Annotated in this window: 19 protein-coding genes and 2 pseudogenes; 9 read left to right on the forward strand and 12 right to left on the reverse strand. The window is 66.4% G+C overall.

Translation table 11 applies throughout. The features are described from left to right. The coding region (locus tag AC1DY5_RS14135) for a DesA family fatty acid desaturase (RefSeq protein ID WP_478112203.1) at positions 1 to 636 on the reverse strand (636 nt) is incomplete at its 3' end. Positions 637 to 919: 283 nt separating this feature from the next. On the opposite strand from AC1DY5_RS14135, the pseudogene AC1DY5_RS14140 reads away from it, so the two are divergent. The 4 genes and pseudogenes from AC1DY5_RS14140 to AC1DY5_RS14155 all read left to right on the forward strand — a co-directional run bounded on the left by AC1DY5_RS14140 (position 920) and on the right by AC1DY5_RS14155 (position 6,049). Beyond that, a pseudogene (locus tag AC1DY5_RS14140) lies at positions 920 to 1,638 on the forward strand (Crp/Fnr family transcriptional regulator). Between the two features lie 185 nt (positions 1,639 to 1,823). After that, positions 1,824 to 2,516 (forward strand): Crp/Fnr family transcriptional regulator, encoded by a 693-nt coding sequence (locus AC1DY5_RS14145; RefSeq protein ID WP_478112204.1) that lies wholly within the window; start codon positions 1,824 to 1,826, stop codon positions 2,514 to 2,516. Positions 2,517 to 2,618: 102 nt separating this feature from the next. Continuing rightward, positions 2,619 to 3,683: an AI-2E family transporter gene (locus AC1DY5_RS14150; protein ID WP_478112235.1), complete on the forward strand. Its 1,065-nt coding sequence runs from the start codon at positions 2,619 to 2,621 to the stop codon at positions 3,681 to 3,683. 944 nt (positions 3,684 to 4,627) lie between these two features. Then, positions 4,628 to 6,049 carry an AsmA family protein gene (locus AC1DY5_RS14155; RefSeq protein ID WP_478112206.1) on the forward strand — a complete coding sequence of 474 codons (1,422 nt, stop codon included), beginning with the start codon at positions 4,628 to 4,630 and terminating at the stop codon, positions 6,047 to 6,049. Positions 6,050 to 6,095: 46 nt separating this feature from the next. Here the strand turns inward: AC1DY5_RS14155 and AC1DY5_RS14160 are convergent, their stop codons facing one another. From AC1DY5_RS14160 to AC1DY5_RS14170, 3 genes are all read right to left on the reverse strand, one after another. After that, the gene (locus AC1DY5_RS14160; protein ID WP_478112208.1) at positions 6,096 to 6,332 is read right to left on the reverse strand and encodes a hypothetical protein; all 237 of its coding nucleotides are present in this window, start codon (positions 6,330 to 6,332) and stop codon (positions 6,096 to 6,098) included. Between the two features lie 149 nt (positions 6,333 to 6,481). Beyond that, entirely contained in the window at positions 6,482 to 6,847 is a 366-nt protein-coding gene (locus AC1DY5_RS14165) for an FAD-dependent monooxygenase (RefSeq protein WP_478112210.1), read from the reverse strand. After that, positions 6,798 to 7,181, reverse strand: a complete 384-nt coding sequence (locus AC1DY5_RS14170) for a VOC family protein (protein ID WP_478112211.1) — start codon at positions 7,179 to 7,181, stop codon at positions 6,798 to 6,800. The genes AC1DY5_RS14165 and AC1DY5_RS14170 overlap by 50 nt, the downstream gene beginning before the upstream one ends. Before the next feature lie 197 nt (positions 7,182 to 7,378). Between AC1DY5_RS14170 and AC1DY5_RS14175 the strand changes: the two genes are divergently transcribed. Together AC1DY5_RS14175 and AC1DY5_RS14180 are read left to right on the forward strand one after the other, a co-directional pair. Next, the gene (locus AC1DY5_RS14175) at positions 7,379 to 7,606 is read left to right on the forward strand and encodes an SRPBCC family protein (protein ID WP_478112213.1); all 228 of its coding nucleotides are present in this window, start codon (positions 7,379 to 7,381) and stop codon (positions 7,604 to 7,606) included. Beyond that, a pseudogene (locus AC1DY5_RS14180) lies at positions 7,585 to 7,914 on the forward strand (Tn3 family transposase); the annotation flags it as partial. The gene AC1DY5_RS14175 and the pseudogene AC1DY5_RS14180, both read left to right, overlap by 22 nt. A gap of 124 nt (positions 7,915 to 8,038) precedes the next feature. On the opposite strand, the gene AC1DY5_RS14185 reads toward AC1DY5_RS14180, so the two are convergent. Beyond that, complete coding sequence (locus AC1DY5_RS14185; RefSeq protein ID WP_478112215.1) at positions 8,039 to 8,350, reverse strand: hypothetical protein; 312 nt, start codon at positions 8,348 to 8,350, stop codon at positions 8,039 to 8,041. A 438-nt stretch (positions 8,351 to 8,788) separates the two neighbouring features. On the opposite strand from AC1DY5_RS14185, the gene AC1DY5_RS14190 reads away from it, so the two are divergent. Genes AC1DY5_RS14190 through AC1DY5_RS14200 form a run of 3 tightly spaced genes read left to right on the forward strand, consistent with a single transcriptional unit; the run spans position 8,789 to position 11,060 of the window. Continuing rightward, positions 8,789 to 9,487, forward strand: a complete 699-nt coding sequence (locus tag AC1DY5_RS14190; RefSeq protein WP_478112217.1) for an HAD-IA family hydrolase — start codon at positions 8,789 to 8,791, stop codon at positions 9,485 to 9,487. Further along, the gene (locus AC1DY5_RS14195) at positions 9,484 to 10,710 is read left to right on the forward strand and encodes an amidohydrolase (protein ID WP_478112219.1); all 1,227 of its coding nucleotides are present in this window, start codon (positions 9,484 to 9,486) and stop codon (positions 10,708 to 10,710) included. The genes AC1DY5_RS14190 and AC1DY5_RS14195 overlap by 4 nt, the downstream gene beginning before the upstream one ends. Next, complete coding sequence (locus AC1DY5_RS14200) at positions 10,707 to 11,060, forward strand: cupin domain-containing protein (protein ID WP_478112221.1); 354 nt, start codon at positions 10,707 to 10,709, stop codon at positions 11,058 to 11,060. Before AC1DY5_RS14195 ends, AC1DY5_RS14200 begins: the two co-directional genes overlap by 4 nt. 25 nt (positions 11,061 to 11,085) lie before the next feature. On the opposite strand, the gene AC1DY5_RS14205 is transcribed toward AC1DY5_RS14200, so the two are convergent. The 7 genes from AC1DY5_RS14205 to AC1DY5_RS14235 all read right to left on the reverse strand — a co-directional run. Next, a complete protein-coding gene (locus AC1DY5_RS14205) occupies positions 11,086 to 12,243 on the reverse strand; it encodes an NAD(P)/FAD-dependent oxidoreductase (protein WP_478112223.1) in 1,158 nt (385 codons plus the stop codon). Continuing rightward, positions 12,240 to 13,649 (reverse strand): FAD/NAD(P)-dependent oxidoreductase, encoded by a 1,410-nt coding sequence (locus tag AC1DY5_RS14210; protein WP_478112224.1) that lies wholly within the window; start codon positions 13,647 to 13,649, stop codon positions 12,240 to 12,242. Before AC1DY5_RS14210 ends, AC1DY5_RS14205 begins: the two co-directional genes overlap by 4 nt. After that, on the reverse strand, positions 13,646 to 14,026 hold the full coding sequence (locus AC1DY5_RS14215) for a (2Fe-2S)-binding protein (RefSeq protein WP_478112226.1): 381 nt from the start codon (positions 14,024 to 14,026) through the stop codon (positions 13,646 to 13,648). The genes AC1DY5_RS14210 and AC1DY5_RS14215 overlap by 4 nt, the downstream gene beginning before the upstream one ends. 20 nt (positions 14,027 to 14,046) lie before the next feature. Then, positions 14,047 to 14,541, reverse strand: a complete 495-nt coding sequence (locus AC1DY5_RS14220) for an Lrp/AsnC family transcriptional regulator (protein WP_478112228.1) — start codon at positions 14,539 to 14,541, stop codon at positions 14,047 to 14,049. A 76-nt stretch (positions 14,542 to 14,617) separates the two neighbouring features. Further along, positions 14,618 to 16,021, reverse strand: a complete 1,404-nt coding sequence (locus AC1DY5_RS14225; RefSeq protein ID WP_478112229.1) for an aminotransferase class III-fold pyridoxal phosphate-dependent enzyme — start codon at positions 16,019 to 16,021, stop codon at positions 14,618 to 14,620. Positions 16,022 to 16,197: 176 nt separating this feature from the next. Next, entirely contained in the window at positions 16,198 to 17,133 is a 936-nt protein-coding gene (locus AC1DY5_RS14230; protein ID WP_478112231.1) for a 2-hydroxyacid dehydrogenase, read from the reverse strand. 7 nt (positions 17,134 to 17,140) lie between these two features. Beyond that, positions 17,141 to 17,525: GNAT family N-acetyltransferase (locus AC1DY5_RS14235; RefSeq protein ID WP_478112233.1), on the reverse strand; the 385-nt coding region annotated here is incomplete at its 5' end.

Genomic DNA, 17,525 nt, shown 5'->3' on the forward strand with positions numbered 1-17,525 from the left:
GACATAGGCATGGTGGTTGTTGTGGAGCTCTTCGYCGCCGATCAGGATGCCCCAGGGCACGACATTGCTGGAGTTGTCGTTCGGCGCGAAATTGCGGTAGCCCCAGTAGTGACCGACGCCGTTGATGACGCCTGCCGCGAAGAACGGAATCCAGAGCATCTGAATCGCCCACATGCTGAGACCGATCGGACCGAACAGGGTTACATCGATCACCAGCATGACGCCAATGCCGAGCCGGGTATGCCTCGCGTACAGGTTGCGCTCGATCCAGTCGTCTGGGGTGCCACGGCCGTACCTTTCGAGCGTTTCGGCGTTCCTCGCTTCCACTCGATAGAGCTCGGCACCCTCCAACAGCACCTTCCTGATGCCATGGATTTGCGGGCTGTGGGGGTCTTCGGACGTTTCGCAGTTGGCGTGGTGCTTGCGATGAATCGCCGCCCACTCCTTCGTCACCATCCCGGTGGTGATCCACAGCCAGAAACGGAAGAAGTGGCTGGCGATGGGATGCAGTTCCAGCGCGCGATGTGCCTGATGTCGGTGAAGGAAAATGGTGACCGCGGCGATGGTGACGTGGGTCAAGCCCAGCGTGACCAGTACAAGACCCCACCAGGGCAGATCGAGCAGGCTAAATTGCATCACAAGGTCCACGGCAGAACGGCGCGCCGACGTCCGATGACCTTGGACGTGGTCACGATGTCCTTGTCCGCAATCCTAGTCAGGCCAGGGCCGCAGTCTGTTCGCTACCGTACAGTGATCGCGATTTTTCCGTTCAGTCAACAGCGCGTTTTCGTTCGCAGTCTGTGCGCTATCGAACATACAGACGAATATAAACCCGCTTATTCTCCTCGCAAACAAACGCTGTAAAAGAGCACCACCACGGTAATCCTCGAAGCCAGACCCACCCTGGAGTTCCGTGATGATGGCCGCTTCGCCCGACCCAAGAAAGAACCACCTGCTCGCCGCACTGCCGGAGGCGGAGTGGCAGCGCTGGCTGCCGCAACCTGAATGGGTCGAGATGCCACTGGGCCAGGTCCTGTACGAGTCGGGCAGCACGCTCAGGCACGTGTGCTTTCCGATCACCACCATCGTCTCGCTGTTGTACGTGATGGAGAACGGCGCCTCGGCGGAGATCGCAGTCGTCGGTTTTGAGGGCATCGTCGGTATCGCGATGTTCATGGGGGGCAACTCCACGCCCAGCCGGGCAGTGGTGCAAAGCGCAGGCCAGGGCTTCCGACTGAAGGCACACGCGATGAAGGACGAGCTCGATCGGGCCGGTCCGGTCCTGCATCTGCTGCTGCTATACACCAAGGCGCTTATCACCCAGATGACGCAAACGGCGGTGTGCAATTGGCATGACTCGCTAGACCAGCAGCTGTGTCGCTGGCTGCTGCTGCGCCTGGACCGTCTGCGGGCAGCGAGCTCGTGATGACGCAGGAGCTGATCGCCAACATGCTAGGCGTGCGCCGCGAAGGCGTGACCGAGGGGGCGCTCAAGTTGCAGCAGGCCGGGCTGATCCGCTACGCGCGCGGCCGAATCTCAGTGCTGGACCGACAAGGGCTGGAACAACGCACTTGCGAGTGCTACGCGGTGGACAAGAAGGAGTATGACCGTCTGCTTCCCGGGAAGCTGGCAACGTAGACCTTCGGTAGGCTGCGGCGGATGCGGCTGCTCTGTTTGACGCGCCAATTCATCCGCTGCTCTGTGCGCTAGCAGACAGTCGATGCGTGTCTCCTCGTTCAGACTGGTTGCACAGTCGGACCTGCGTTCAAACGCGCCGCGATCGTCCGTCGCGTAGGGGTGACAGCAACACATGGGAGAGGCAATTGGCCACCGTCGACAACTACCTTATCGAACAGCTTCCGCGCAACGATCGCCGGAGCCTGCTGGCCCTCTGCGAGCCGATCCAACTGGTGCTGGCCGAGGTCCTTTGCGAGCCCGGCAAGCCGACTCAGCATGCCTACTTCCCGATCGACGGCTTCATCTCGCTGGTGGCGCGGACCGACAGCCATCCGGGACTCGAAGTCGGCATGATCGGCCGTGAGGGAATGCTGGGCGCGCAGCTGGCCCTGGGCGTGGACACTGTGCCCTCGCACGCGCTGGTGCAAGGCCCCGGAGCAGCGTGGCGCGTAACCACCGCTGACTTCCGGCGCGAACTTGCGCGCAGCGCGGCGCTGCGACGCAGTTTGAACCGTTACATCTATGTCCTGATGTCTCAATTGGTCGCTTCGGCCGCATGCCTGCGCTTTCATCTGATCGGTCCGCGCCTGGCTCGCTGGCTGCTGATGAGCCAGGACCGCGCTCACTCCAACAGCTTCCATGTGACGCACGAGGTTCTTGCCCTCATGCTCGGCGTGCGCCGGGTCGGCATCACGACGGCCGCCAGTGCCTTGCAGCGCAGCGGGCTGATCGAATACCACCGCGGTGACCTGACGGTGCTCGACCGCCGCGGGCTCGAGGCGATGGCGTGCGGCTGCTATGCCGCCGACCGACAGGCCTACGCCGAACTGCTGCCTTGAAAGCTCAACATGTACAGCCTCGACTCCTCAGGGGCGGCCGCGGCACCCGAGCCGGAGCGCGTTCTGCACAACCCAGTCGACGTGAGAAGTGCGTCGTTGGCGGTGCTCGCGGTGGTGGCCAGCGCCTACGCGCTGCACTGGGCCAGCTCGATATTCATTCCGCTGCTGCTGGGGATCATGTTCAGCTATGTCCTATCGCCAGCGGTGGATCGACTGCAGCGCTGGCACATTCCACGTGCGCTCGGGGCGGCGGTGCTGCTGTTCGCGGCCCTGGGCGGTCTCGGTTCGATGGTCTATTCGCTCAGCGACGGCGCAACTGCACTGGCCGAATCGCTGCCCGACGCAGCGCAGAAACTTCGCCAGTCACTGCGCGCTCTGCCTGGCGCGCCGGACAGTCCCATGGAGAAGGTGCAGAGGGCGGGAGCGAAACTTGAGCAGGCGGCCGAGGAGAGCGGCTCCGTGGCGCCGCCGGCCGGCAAGGGCGTGACCCGTGTGCAGATCGAACGGCCGCGCTTCAGTATCAGGGACTACCTGTGGACCGGCACGGTCGGCGTGTTCGGCTTCTTCGGTCAATCGATGATGGTGTGTTTCATCACCTATTTCCTGGTTACGTCCGGCGACAGCTTTCGCCGCAAGATGGTAAAGATCGCCGGACCCACCTTCAGCCAGAAGAAGATCACGATCCAGGCGCTCGACGAGATCAACGAGCAAATCCGGCGCTACCTGATGGTACAAATCCTCACCAGCGTGTTGGTCGGCCTGACCACGTGGGCCGCCTTGTTGTGGATCGGGCTGGAACAGGCGGCCGTGTGGGGCGTCGCGGCGGCCGTGCTCAACCTCGTGCCTTACATCGGCCCGATTGTGGTCACCGGTGGTTTGGCGCTGGTGGGTTTCTTGCAATTCGGCACGCCCGGCATGGCACTGCTGATCGTTGGTGTGTCGCTGGGCATCCACATCGTCTCGGGCTACCTTCTCACCCCCTGGCTGACCAGCCGCGCAAGCCGCATGAACCCGGTGGCGATCTTTGTCGGCGTTCTCGCCTGGGGCTGGCTGTGGGGAATCGCGGGCCTGCTGCTGGGCGTGCCGCTTCTGGTGGCCGTCAAGACCGTGTGCGACCGCGTTGAAGACCTGAAGCCGATTGGCGAATTGCTAGGCGCCGAGCCTTAGCACACTGCAGCGCGCAGGCCAAGTCCAACGCCGCGTACACATGGCGCGATGAAATTGCTCAGCGTCCACGTGCGACATTGCAGCTCCGTTTGAATGAGTGAACGCTACCCACCGTGGAGTAGAGGCGACGCGCTTCTACATACGCGTCGTGCCCGGTCGCCACTGGACAAGCGACATCAGCCGCTGACTTACAAAAAAGTGCTCGCAATCATAAGGTAAAAGCACTACAACGTTGAATTGTTCACATCCTCCGCTCCTCAGGAGAAAAAGATGTCAAAGCCTGTCACACCCAGAAGGCAGTCGGCACGGAGGAACAACAACGGCGCGATGGTTTCCCTGCGACGCGCGAGGACACCGACGCGGGCGCTGATCGCCCCTCAGGAAATGGGCGCGCGAAGGGCCTGGGCTGCCGCGGTGCGCGTCAAGAAGGCAGTGCAGGACCGCATCGTTTTCGCTTTCCGAAAGCACATCGAGGGCTCAGGCCCTGGACCCTCGGACGCAGAGTTGCGGATGTTCGCAACGCTCGCTGTCGCAGAACATCGACTGGAGCACAGCCTCGCCCGAGCCAAAGTGAAACGGTGCTGCGTCAGTGCGCAGACGCACCGTGATCTTCTTCATCGGGGAGAGCACCATTGACCGCCTCTGCAGTTTTCTTTGCCGGGCCTGCGGCCGCACCTTCGCGCATCGCTTATGGAAGCCTCGTCGATCTTGCGAGGATCCGAGCCGGTACCACCTCGGCGGAAATCTGTGGGGCATGCAACACCATCAACATGGGCTCTCTGCACGGTTCTGCAAATGCTGCCCCGTTCGTGAGGTTTGTTGTGCTTTTCATCACGTGCTCCCTTGCCTTCGTCGTCTTGGACTCGTGGCACCAACACTCTCGTCCCACCGGCGCGCGCGAGTCTGTCAGATAGCGAACACCGACCCCAGTGACAGCTGAGCCGATGACACGATCAATCAGAACCGTCGTCTTCGTCGCCATCGGGCTGGCGGGTCTTCTCGTCCTTGTCGCGGGGGCGCTGTTTCTCCTTGTGGACGGCAACGTCGGCAAGGCGCGCTTGGAGGCGGCGGCCTCGCGCGCCTTGGCAATGGAGGTCAGCGTCGGCGGACGGCGGGGAATCGGCTTCTTCCCCGGCATGCTCATCACGCTCGAGGATGTGCACATTCGCAACTTGGGGAGGGACCTCGCATTCGCGAAGCAGGCCAGAATCGAGGTCGGTCTGCTGCCCCTACTCAAGAACGAAGTGCAGGTCGAGAGGATCACGCTGCAACACGCCACGGTCTCCATCGAGAAGGACCGCGATGGCCGCTTCAACTTCGAGCAGCCGGAGGCCACCGCAGCAACGCTGCCTGCATTGGACTGGCCGAACGTTTCCCTTTCGCACGGGACGCTCGTCTACGTGGACCAAGGATCCGGGGGAGGGTTCGAGGCTGCGGATTGCCGCCTGGACATGCATCGCCTGCGGCTTTCGGGCGGGCAGCGCTCGAAACTCATCAAGGACCTTTCATTCACCGCGGAACTCGCTTGCGGGGAGGTCCGCAACGAGGGCTTCACGGTGTCGGATCTGAAGTTCTCGGCCGTCGCGAAGGACGGGGTCTTCGATCTGAGCCCGCTCACGGCGTGGATCTTTGGCACGCAGGGATCGGGGAGTCTCCAAGTGGACGTTTCGGGCGCCGTCCCGCATTACCGCATCCAGTACTCCCTCCCGCAGTTCCCTATCGAGGAGTTCTTCAAGACCATGGCGCGGCAGAAGGTCGCAGCAGGCCGGATGGACTTCTCCGCGACCCTGTCGATGCAGGGAGCCGCGAAGGAGATGCGGCAGTCCGTGAAGGGGCAGATCTCGCTGCGCGGCAAGAACCTCACGCTCAGTGGTGGCGATCTGGACGCGAAGCTTTCGCGGTTTGAGTCCAGCCAGAACTTCAGCCTCGTGGRTGCGGGGGCCTTCTTCTTCGCCGGGCCTCTCGGCCTGGTGGTCACCAAGGGGTATGACTTCGCAAACATCCTTCAAGGAACGGGTGGCAGCAGCGAGATCCGCACCCTCGTGTCCGACTGGAAGGTCGAGCGCGGCGTGGCCCACGCGCAGGATGTGGCGATGGTGACGAAAGAAAACCGCATCGCCTTGCGCGGAGGGCTCGACTTCGTCAACGGCCGGTTCAACAACGTGACCATGGCGCTGATCGACGCGAAGGGCTGCGCCAAGGTGCAGCAGCGAATCAACGGCACGTTCCAGAATCCGCTGGTGGAGCAACCGAGTCTGCTCGCGTCCCTCACCGGGCCTGCGCGCAGACTGTTGCAAGAGGGCAGCGAGCTCTTTGGCGGACGCTGCGAAGTGTTCTATACCGGTTCGGTGGCGGCGCCGAGATGATTTCGCGCGAGGCCGCACCGCCCGACGCTCGATGGCGCTATGTGCATCAGCGAATGTCCAAAAGCTGCAGCGTAGCGGCAATGGACGAAGGAGCGCTCGCCGTCCAGCGCAATCGCTTCGATGGCGACGCGAGGTAGTCCCGGGTCGCGAACGGGCCCGAGCTGGAGCCCAGCGGGACGCGCAGGTAGTCGGGCCCTTCGGCCTCGATGCGCAGCAAGTACTCCATGCGATAGACCATGCCCGGTGCGACATTGTGCTTGGGGCCGACGTAGCATCGGGCCAACCACGCCGTGTGTGTCGGCGAAGGTAGTCTTCGTACTGGGTTTGCACGGGGCTGCTCATGCGGCCTCCGTCGATTGCTCAGCGGCTTCGGTCTCGCCATCGGCATTCGCGTCCCGCACCGCGGTCGTTGCGCTCACCAGGCGATGACCGCTACGCAAGTCTGGAAGCCCGACGGGGCGGCGACCGCGGTCCCCGACCGATGGCTGACGGACAGTGCCGAGGAAGGATGTGGCGGCGGTCGACTTGCGCCGAAACTTTGTCGAGCACGCCGAGCCGCGCGAGCGCGCGGTGCGCGTCGGGAATCAGCCCGTCGCCGCAGACCTTGTCGCGCGGAAACTCGTGCTGGTCGGCGAGCACAACGTCGAAACCCGCGCGCGCGAGCATCTGTGCACCGGCGCTACCGCACGGCCCGGCGCCGACAACGAGCACGTCACAGGAGGGCGCGGCTGCTTCGGCGGCGCACGGCTCAGCCGCCGCTGCCATAGGGTCGGGTGAGGATCTCGAGGAAGTGGCCATCCGGGTCGTTCCAGTAGAAGCCTCGGCCGCCGTCGCCGTGGTTGATCTCGCCGGGCCGGTGCTTACCCGGATCGGCCCAGTACGTGATCCCATGCGCGCGAATGCGGCCGAATATCTCGTCGAACTCGCTTTCGCTGACGAGAAAGGCGTAGTGCTGCGAGTCGACCTCGCCGTCGACCTGCATGAAATCCAGCGTGACGCCGTTGTCGACCTCGACACCGAGGAACGGGCCGTACCGGACCGGTGCGCCGCGTCCGAGCAGTTCCGCCAGCAATTCTGCGGACGCGCGCGGATCGCGGGCCTTGACGATGGTGTGATTCAGCTGGATGGGCATGTTGCTTCTCCGTGCAAGATCGCAAATAGTACGGTTGCCATCCCGTTTGTGGAAAGTGCAGGGGAATGATGAGGCAACCCCATGAGCCGCGCCTGGAAGCTTTTCCATCGCGACCGTCTTCGCGGCCGCCCTGCTGGTTGTCGCCCTCTTCTTGCCGGTGGAACTGGGCAGCACCCGCATCGTCTCGGTCGTAGATATTGCGCGCGTCCGCCGGAGTCTTCGCCTATGTCACCACGCCGGGCCACTGGCCCGAGTGGCATCCCTCGTCACTGGCCGTCAGCGGCGCCGTGGACCACCCGCTCCAGATCGGCGAGTCCGTGATCGAGGACTTCCAGGTCGCCGGTCGCCGCGGGCGCGTGACTTGGCGCGTCACCGCGCGCGAGCCGCACCGCCTTTGGCGCATCGCCGGGCGGTCAACGCCTTGAAGCGCGCCATCTACACCGGGCGGGTCAGTCCAGCGCAGGCCAGGCGTGTCGACGAGATGCAGGCCGTGGCCGACGCGTTGAGCTTGCTGGCGAACATCGTGATGGCATGGAACACTGCGCAGATGCAGGCGGTGCTCGATCGCTGGGCCAACCGGCGCCAAGTTATCCCAGTCGAACTGATCGGGCGGATCGCGCCCACGCGACGGGAAGGCATCAACCTTCACGGAATATTTCGCTTCCCCATCGAGCGCTACGCCGATCAGCTCCTACCGTCGCAAACTGCAGCGAAAACGAGCGTCGGCGGCTAAATCGACCACGGGTCGGTGCGGCGCGCGAGGCGATTGTAGGGGTAACAGAAACTCAAGGTGCGACAACGACTTAGGAATGGCGACGCGTGAGAAGCCGCATTTTTGGCGGCGCCCTTACCGTCACTCAGTGCACTGAAAACGAGTAGACCCCTGCCCGCCCTTGCCCTGCCCTCCCCTCTTCGTAGGCTTCGAGCTGGTCGGCTTCCGAAAACTCCTCCATGCCCTGCGCTGCGGCGAACTCGGCCAAGGTCGGTTGCTTGGGCGCCGCCGTGATCCGATCCGGGTCCCAAAGAATCAGCCGGGCCGCGGCCGCGAACTCGTCGCGGATCCAGGCGATCGCTTTGCGGGCCGTGCGCAGATCCGTGTGCTCGCCTTCGAGTTTTAGATACCGGTCCCAGCTCGCGCGCTCATTCAAACTCTGGGCCAGGGCCCGCATGAAGGCGAAATGGCCGCTGTGCAGCTTGCGTGGATGCGTTTGGGATTTCCTCAAATGGTCACCTTGGAACGCGGTCCTGGGCGGCCGGGGATCGCCAGAACTTCCACCAGGGCCGCGGTGCTGCCATGGGCTCGGGCGGCAGCTGCGCAGGACGTTGGCGCGGATGCATCGAAGGGGACTGGTTGCAATCGCGCGGCCCTCCCCTCACGGAGGAAGCGGGGTGCGTGGGTGACCTGATCCCTCGTGATGATAAACATCATTGTTCCGCCCAGATCGCCGAACATCTTCCTCCCCGCCATGCGGCCGCCGAAGAAGATGCCGACGCGGCGCCGACAACGAAATTCTGTGCCATTGCGCGGACGCAGATCGGTTCGGGCATGCAAAGAGCGCCGCCTATGCTCCTCTCAATCACGACGCATTCATCACTGGAGCAATCCCATGTCCCTGCAAGATTTCAAGGTTCTCACGTTCGACGTCGTCGGCACGCTGATCGATTTCGAGGGCGGCATGCTCGCCTACCTGCGCGCCGCGGCGCCCGAATCCCGCGTGACCGATGACGACTTCCTGGCCGCTTACCGCCGCGCGCGCGCCGATGGCAAGGCCGGCTGGTATCCCGACGACCTGGAGCGCTGCTGGCACGCCATCGCACCGGAACTGGGTCTGCCGGACACCGAGGCGATTGCACGCGGCCTGCGCGATTCGGTGGCGAACTGGCCGGCGTTCCCGGATTCGGTGGAAGCACTGAAGCGACTTGGCAAGCGCTTCAAACTGGTGACGATGACCAATGCTCAGCAGTGGGCGCTGGCCCATTTCGACCGGACGCTGGGCTCCCCCTTCGACATGCTGCTGAGCTGCGACGACGCGATGTGCGAGAAACCCGACGCACGCTACTTCGCCTATGCCCGCGGCCGCTTCGAAGGCGCCTGGGGCTACAAGCAGGCCGACAACCTGCACGTGGCGCAGAGCCAGTACCACGACATCGGCATTTCCAAGCAGCTGGGCATCACCACCTGCTGGATCGAGCGGCGCCATGCGCAGAAAGGTTCCGGCGGCACGATCGAATCCAGGCACACGCAGCCCGACTACCACTTCCACACGTTGGCCGAGCTGGCCGATGCCGTCGAGGCCGGCCGTTGACGCTCCGGGCCATCGCCGCGCYGGTCGAGGACCTGCTGCCCGGTCTGATCGCGCTGCGCCGCGACCTGCATTCACATCCCGAACTCGCGTTCGRGGAAAGGCGCACCGCCGGCGTCGTGGCGGGTGCGCTGCGGCTCCTCGGCCTCGAAGTCCATGAAGGCGTGGGCGGCACCGGCGTGGTCGGCACGCTGCGCTGCGGCCGCGCCGCCCGCAGCATCGGCCTGCGCGCCGACATGGACGCGCTGCCGATGGTCGAACTGGGGCGAGCAGATCATGCGAGCCGCACGCAGGGCGTGCACCACGGCTGCGGCCACGACGGCCACACCAGCATGCTGATTGGTGCTGCACGACAGCTCGYGCGCACGCGGCGCTTCGACGGCACGGTGCACTTCATCTTTCAACCGGCCGAGGAAGGCAAGGGAGGCGCGCGCACCATGATCGAGGACGGCCTGTTCGAGCGCTTCCCCTGCGACGCCATCTACGCGCTGCACAACTGGCCCGACCTTCCGCTGGGGCGGGCGCAGACGCGGGCCGGCCCGATCATGGCGGCGGCCGATCGCTTCGACATCGTGCTGCACGGCCGTGGCGGCCATGCCGCGCAGCCGCATCACACAGCCGACGCCATCCTCGCCGCGAGCCAGCTCGTCGCACAGCTGCACACCATCGTCTCGCGCCGGATCGACCCGGGCGAATCGGCGGTGCTGTCGGTCACGCGCATCGAGGGCGGCCACAGCCACAACGTCCTGCCGGCCAAGGTGGCGATCACCGGCACCGTGCGCAGCTTCGACGCGGTGTCGCAGGACCGCATCGAGGCCGCGCTGCGTGCCACGGTCGATGGCGTGGCGCTGGCCAGCGGCATCCAGGCCGRGGTCGGCTACGTGCGCTACTACCCCGCTACCGTCAACACGCAGGCCGAATCCTCGCTCGCGCTCGCCGCCGCCGAAGCCGTCGGCCTGCAAGCCGAAATGGCTATGCGCGCGGCCTTCACCTCGGAGGATTTCGCCTTCATGCTGCAGCGCCGCCCCGGCGCCTACCTGTGGCTGGGCCAGGGTCGCGCCGACCCGGGGCCGGATGGCGAACACCCATTGCACCACCCGTGCTACGACTTCAATGACGACGCCCTGCCGCTGGGCGTGCGCTGGTTCTGCGAGGTGGCCGAGCGCGAGTTGGGGCGAAGCTCGCCCTTGGGATCCCTCGAACTTTCACCGACTTCCGCATCATGAGCATCACCATTCTTCGCCAATCGGCCACCGTCGGCGGCCTGCAGGACCAGGGGACCCCCGCACGCCCACTGAGCCAGCCACCTTGCCGCCTGCGCGGCATCGACATCGAACTCGCGGGCGCGGGCGGCAACAACAGCGGCCTGTGGGAATGCGAGCCCGGGCGCTTCGAGCGCCAGCTGCCGAATGCCGAAGTCATGCACATCCTCGCGGGGGCATGCACCTTCACGCCGACCGGTGGCCAGGCGCTGGAGATCCGCGCCGGCGACACGCTGTTCTTTCCTGCGCACACCACCGGCGAATGGCACGTGCACCAAACGCTGCGCAAGGTGTTCGTCGTGATGGCGATGTGAGCCCCGAAGGGACGCACTGTCCGCTTCAGGCCACCTGCTTCGTCAATTCGGGCGTGAAGCGCTCGATGGAGAAGCTCTCGATCGGCGTCGAAGTGCGGCCGGTGGCCATCAGTTCAGCCATCGTCTCGCCCACGCCGGGGCTGATCGCGAAGCCCTCGCCGTTGAAGCCGAACGCGTAGTGCAGGCCGGGCACGCGGGCGCTGGGCCCGATCACCGGCTGCCAATCGCCGGTGTAGCCTTCGATGCCGCTCCACACGCGGATCAGTTGGACGTTCTCGAAGGCCGGCACGAATCGGCGCAACTCGCGCAGTTGGCGCAGGACGTTGTCGGGCTTGACGTACGCGCGGATCGAGTCCGTGTGGGCCGGCCCCTTGAGACCACCACCGAAGACGATGTTGCCGCGTGCGATCTGCCGGAAGTACAGACCTTCATGCTCGACCGGCGAGGACACGCCGATCGACGGGCCGATGGCATAGGGCAGCGGTTCGGTCACGCCCATCTGCGGTCCGCGGGCATCCATCGGCACGGCCTCGCCGAACTGCTCGGCCATGCGGTTCGACCAGGCGCCGCAAGCGACCAGCAGTTGCGGCGCGCGATATCGCCGGCCGTCCGCCGTGTGTGCGACGAAGCCTGCGCCGTCGTGCTCGACATGCATGACCTCGGCTTGCTCGACGATGTTCGCGCCCGCGCGCCGCGCCGCCCGGGCAAAGGCCGGGCCCGCCAGTCGCGGATTGGCGTGACCGTCGTTCGGCGAGAGCGAGCCGCTCACGACCTCTGGCGCGAAGATGCCCCAGCGCCGGCGCAACTGCTCGGCATTGAACAGGTCTAGGTCGAGGCCCAACGGCTTCACGTCCTTCGCATGCTGCTCGAGCACTGCCGCCTGCTTTTCGGTGTAGCAGACGCGCAGGTGGCCGTAGGGTACGAATTCCAGGTCTTCGCCCAGCAACTCCTTCACACGCCCCCAGACGGCGCGTGCACGGTTGGCCAGCGGCATCTGCGCCAGCGCGCGGCCCTGGCGGCGCACGTTGCCGAAATTGGTGCCGCTGGCTTGGCGGCCCACCAGTTCCCGCTCGAGCAGCGTGACCGAGAGACCGTGGTGCCGGCGCAGGAAGAAGGCAGCGGTGGTGCCCATCAGGCCACCGCCTAGCACCAGGACGTCTGTGACTGTCGTCGATTCGCTCATCGGGCAACCTCAATCTCGCGCGTGTTCATCATCAGCGGCTTGACCGGCGCCTGCGAGCGCAGGCGCCCGACCTGTTCAACCGGCACGCCGCAGGACTGCGCGACGATCTCGGCCGACGCGTGGCCGCAGAAGCGCCCCTGGCAGCGACCCATGCCGACACGGCTGAACGCCTTGGCGCGGTTGACCTCGCGGCTGCCCAACTCATTGACGCAGCGCCGCAGTTCGCCAGCCGTCACGGCTTCGCAGCGGCACACCACCGCATCGTCGGGCAGCGCCGCGGCCTGCGCGTGCGGCCATGGAAATGCGCGCGCCAGGCCTTCGCGGAAGCGGTCCATCTGTGCTAGCGTGCGCCGCAGCACGGCGGACTCGGCGTGGTACAGGGCGCGGCCGGGCTCATGATTCAGGTCGGCCAGCGCCGCCAGCGCCGCCAGCCGTCCCGCGGCCTCGGCACCGTCGGCCCCGAGGATGCGGGCGCCATCTCCGGCGAGATATACGCCGCGCGTGGTGCTGCGGCCGTCGGCGTCGATGCGCGGCAGCCATTGCCGGCTCACCGGCTCGAAGTCGAACTCGCAGCCCGCGAGATCGGCCAGTTGTGTCTCGGCGCGCAGGTGCCAGCCGAGGCCGACCGCATCGCAGTCGAAGCGCTGCTCGCGGCCGTGGGCGTCGCGCACGAACACGGCTTGCGCGCCGAGGCTGTCGTCGCCGTCGATGCGCAAGGGCGCCACGCCCTGCAGCACCGGCACGCCGACGCGGCGCAGCCCACGGACCAGCGCAAGCCCGCGTAGCGCGAGACGTGGCCGCGCGAGAAGACCGGCGACCGCGCCCCAAGGCTTGGCGGCCGGCGCGGTGTCGAGCACCGCCGCCACTTGGGCGCCAGCCTGCACGTATTGGGACGCAACCAGGTACAGCAGCGGCCCGGTACCGAGAAAGGCGACGCGCGCGCCGATCGCGCAGGCCTGGGCCTTCAGCGCGATCTGCGAAGCGCCCAGGCTGTAGCAGCCGGCGCGATGCCAGCCGGGAACGGGCATCAGCCGGTCGGTGGCGCCGGAGCACACCAGCAAGGCGTCGAAGGGCAGCGTCTGCGGCTCGCCGGCGCGCACGACGTGCAGTAAGCCCTCGCTCACGTTCCAGGCCAGCGTGTCGCCACGGTAGTCGATCTGGACGCGCAGGGCGTCGAAGTCGCGATGCAGCGCCTGCGCCTTTGCGGCTTCGGTACCGTAGAGCTTGGCGTAGGGGCGTTTGAATCCCTCGGGCTGTCGGCGGTAGATCTGGCCGCCGTCGCGCAGCCCTTCGTCGACCACGACGGGCCGCAACCCGACTTGCACCAGGGCCTGGGCTGCACGCACCCCGGCAGGGCCGGCGCCGATCACGACGACGCGCGGGGCGGAGCCTGATCCAGCGGTCATGCCTCGGCTCCCACGGCCCGGCGCGCCAGCGCCCGCTGGAGATCGGGGGTGGCCGGCCAATGGTGGGCGGGCGGGCGCGTGAGCACCGACATGCCCGCCTCCACGATCGTCGAGCAGGCGCGCAACCGCCCGCCAGCCGGCGTCCACACCCAGCAGTCCTGGCACGCGCCCATCAGGCAGAAGCCCGCACGCGGCCCGTCGCCGAACTCGCTGTCGCGCACGCGGCGACCGTGGCTGAGCAACGCCACCAGCAGCGTGTCGCCGACGAGCGCCGTGGCCGCCTGGCCGTCGATTTGCAGCGTGAGCGAGGGTCTGTCGGTTTCCGCCAGCCTGACGAAGCGGGCGGGCGGCTGGGAGCGAGGCGTGGTGTCGTGCATGGACGGAACGAAGGCGCCGGTCAGCGCGGGTGGGGAAACAGCCGTTCGATCGGACAGTGCGTCTTGATGAACGGCGACTTGATGACGATGTAACTGAAGTACTTCGCAATGCCGATGTTGCGCTCGAGCAGTTCCTCGATCACCTCCTGGTAGTGGTTGACACCGCGCGTCAGGAAGCGAAGCAGGTAGTCGTAGCCTCCGCTGACCAGGTGGCATTCGAGCACCTCGTCGACCTCGCGGATGGCGGCCTCGAAGCGCACGAAGTCCTCGCGGTGGTGATCCGACAGCGTGACCTCGGTGAACACGGTCAGCGTGTCGCCGAGCTTCTCGAGCCGCAGGTGGGCGCCGTAGCCGGCGATGTAGCCGGCCTGCTCGAGGCGCTTGACGCGGATCAGGCAGGGGCTGGGCGAGAGGCCGACCGCATCCGCCAGGTCCACATTGGTCATGCGGCCGTTTTTCTGCAATTGGGCCAGGATCCGCAGGTCGAGTCGATCGATCTTGAATGCTTCTGTCATGGCGGTACCGGAAGTCGAAGATTGTCCGATTCTGCGTCGGTCCGGGCGCGGTGCGGGCGGTGTGCGGCTCTTTCTCTCAGGCCGCCAGCGCCGCGCGAACGTCGGGAGCCTCGAGCACTTCATCGAGCGTCCTCTTCAGGCGCGCGAACATTTGCGCGAATTCGTCTTCGGTGTAGGTGAGCGCCGGCGCGAAGCCAAGGATGTGATCAGCGAAGGAGCGGAACACCAGGCCGTTACGATAGCCGGCGGCGAAGATGCGGTCGGACAGCCCGAGCGCCACATCGAAGCCGCGCTTGCTCGCCTTGTCGCTCACCAGTTCGAGCGCGCCCAGCAGGCCGCGGTGACGCGCATCGCCCACCAGCGGGTGCACGCGCAGCGCATCGAGCCCGGCCGCGAAGTGCGCCGCGCCGCGCTGGCCGTTGGCGAGCACGCCGCCCTCGTCGTAAAGACGCAGGACCTCGAGCGCCACCGCGGCACTGACCGGGTGCGCCGAATAGGTCGCGCCATGACCGATCGACGCGCCGGCCGGCGCGCCGTCGGCGATCCCGGCGTAGACCTTCTCGGACATCATGGTCGCGCCCATCGGCACGTAGCCTGAGGTGAGGCCCTTGGCCATGGTCATCAAGTCGGGTTCCACGCCCTCGGCCTCGCACGCGAACATCGGGCCCGTGCGGCCAAAGCCGGTGATGACCTCGTCGACGACGAAGAGGATGTCGAGCTCGCGCGCGGCCTCGCGCATGGCCTTCAACCAGCCCTTGGGCGGCACGATGACGCCGCCCGAGCCCTGGATCGGCTCGCAGAAGAAGGCGGCCACGTTGTCCGCACCCAGCTCGGCCACCTTGGCGCGCAGAGCCGCGACCGACGCGCTGATCAGCRCTTGCGGCTCTGCGCCTGCCGGATCGCGGTAGGCGTTGGGCGACGGGATGTAGTGCTGCGTAGGCAGCGGCAGATCGAAGCCGCGATGGAAGGCCGGCAGCGCGGTCAGCCCCGCGCCCGTGGAGGAGGAACCATGGTAGCCGCGCTCGAGCGCGATGAACTGCTTCTTCGAGGGTTTTCCGATCGCGTTGTAGTACTGCACGATGAACCTCACGGCGGCATCGACCGCCTCGGAACCACCGAGCGTGAGGTAGACGCGGGTCAGCGATGCCGGCGTGAGCTGTACCAGCTTCTCCGCCAGGCGAATGGCCGGCTCGCTGCTGAAGTGGAAGTAGCCGGTCGCATACGGCAGGCGGCGCATCTGCTCGGCCGCGGCCTGCACCACGCTCTCCTGCCCGTATCCCACGTTCACGCACCACAGGCCCGCGAAGGCATCGAGCAGCTCGTGGCCGTTGCTGTCGGTCAGCCACGCGCCGCGGCCCGAGGCGAGCACGGTGGGGCCACGCTGCTCATGCACGCGCCAGGGCGAGACGGGATGGATCAAGTGAGCACGGTCGATCGCGTCGAGCGCGGCCTGGTTGGGCAATGCGGTGGGGTGCGTCATGGCGGTGTTAGATGGAGCGAAGGCGGAGGAAGCTTCCGATGCCCTCAGCTTATGTCGCGCGCCTTCGGATCTGGTGCTGCTTTGGGGGCGTTGCGCGGAGGACGCTGCGGTTCTGTGCGCCGCAACAGCAGATCGTGTTGTCCTCACGCGCGGGCGGCTCGACGCTGTGGGTGCACTCAATACCCTCGCGCGCGATCGACCAGGCCGACCATCGATTCACAGGCCTCGAAGCGACGCAGGTTGTCGAGCACAACTTCCACCGCGCTCAGCGGCTGCGTCATGCTCGCGATGTGGGGCGTGAGCTGGATACGGGGATGGCGCCAGAACGGGTGCAACGGCGGCAGCGGTTCGGGATCGGTCACATCCAGCACGGCATCGCCGATCTGTCCGCTCGCGAGAGCGGCAAGCAGGTCGCATTCGACCAGGTGCGGCCCTCGCCCCACGTGCACGAGACCGACGCCGAAAGGCAGCATCGCGAACAGCCGCGCATCGAGAAAGCCTCGCGTCGAAGCGGTCAGCGGCAGCAGGCACACGAGGATGTCGGTGCGCGCGAGAAACGCGGACAGTTCGTCGGCGCCCGCATGGCATTGAACGCCGTCGACCATGTGCCGCGACCGGCTCCATCCCGCGCAATCGAAGCCCATGCCGACGAGCTGCGCCAGCACGGCCTGCCCAAGCGAACCGAGGCCGAGAACGCCGATGCGCCGCTCACCTGCAGGTCGCACCGGCAGGGGACGCCACTGGCCTTCCTCCTGCTGCCGACGGTATTGCGGCATATCGCGATGCAGGCCGAGCACCGCGTGTGTCACGTACTCGACCATGCCCCGCACGATGCCAGGCTCCACCATGCGCACCACCGGCAGATCGGCCGGCAGCGCGGCGAAGTCGAACTGGTCGACCCCGGCGCCCGAGGAGAACAACACCTCGAGATTCGGGAACCGCGCTGCCAGATCGTCCGGCGGCTCCCAGGCCGCGAGGAAGCGCACCTGCGCCGGGTCGCCGACATCAGGCCAGATGCGAAAGTCGATCTCGGGCGCGCGGCGCCGGAACACCTCGGCCCACTGGCGGCCTCGCACCGGGTCGGACTTGTAGAGGAATGTGGACGTGCCCATCGTGGCATCAGCCAACGGCTTGGGTCACGATGGCGAACAGTGCCGGTCCGCCAGGCGGCGTGGCGAGTGGCGCGCCACGCACCATCGTCGTCGGCGCGTCCACGCGCGGCAGGCCGATGTCTTCGAGCCAATCCACCAGACCGCTGTCGAAGTCGATGTCGATGCGCGTGAAGTGGCCGGCGTTCAGGCCGACGAGATGCGCGATCAATGCCTTCGCGCCCTGCACGTCGGGTGCGACCACGGGACCGATGGCATGCCCCCGTCCGAAGCGGCGCAGCATTGCGAAGCCGCGCGGCTCGCTGTCGTGGTCGAGCACCACGCAGGCATCCGCGGTGGACAGCAGGTCGGCGATCAGCCCATCACGCGGCATGCCGCGCGCCGCGGCGTCGAGC

It is taken from the genome of Variovorax sp. P4_D9 (assembly GCF_056401695.1).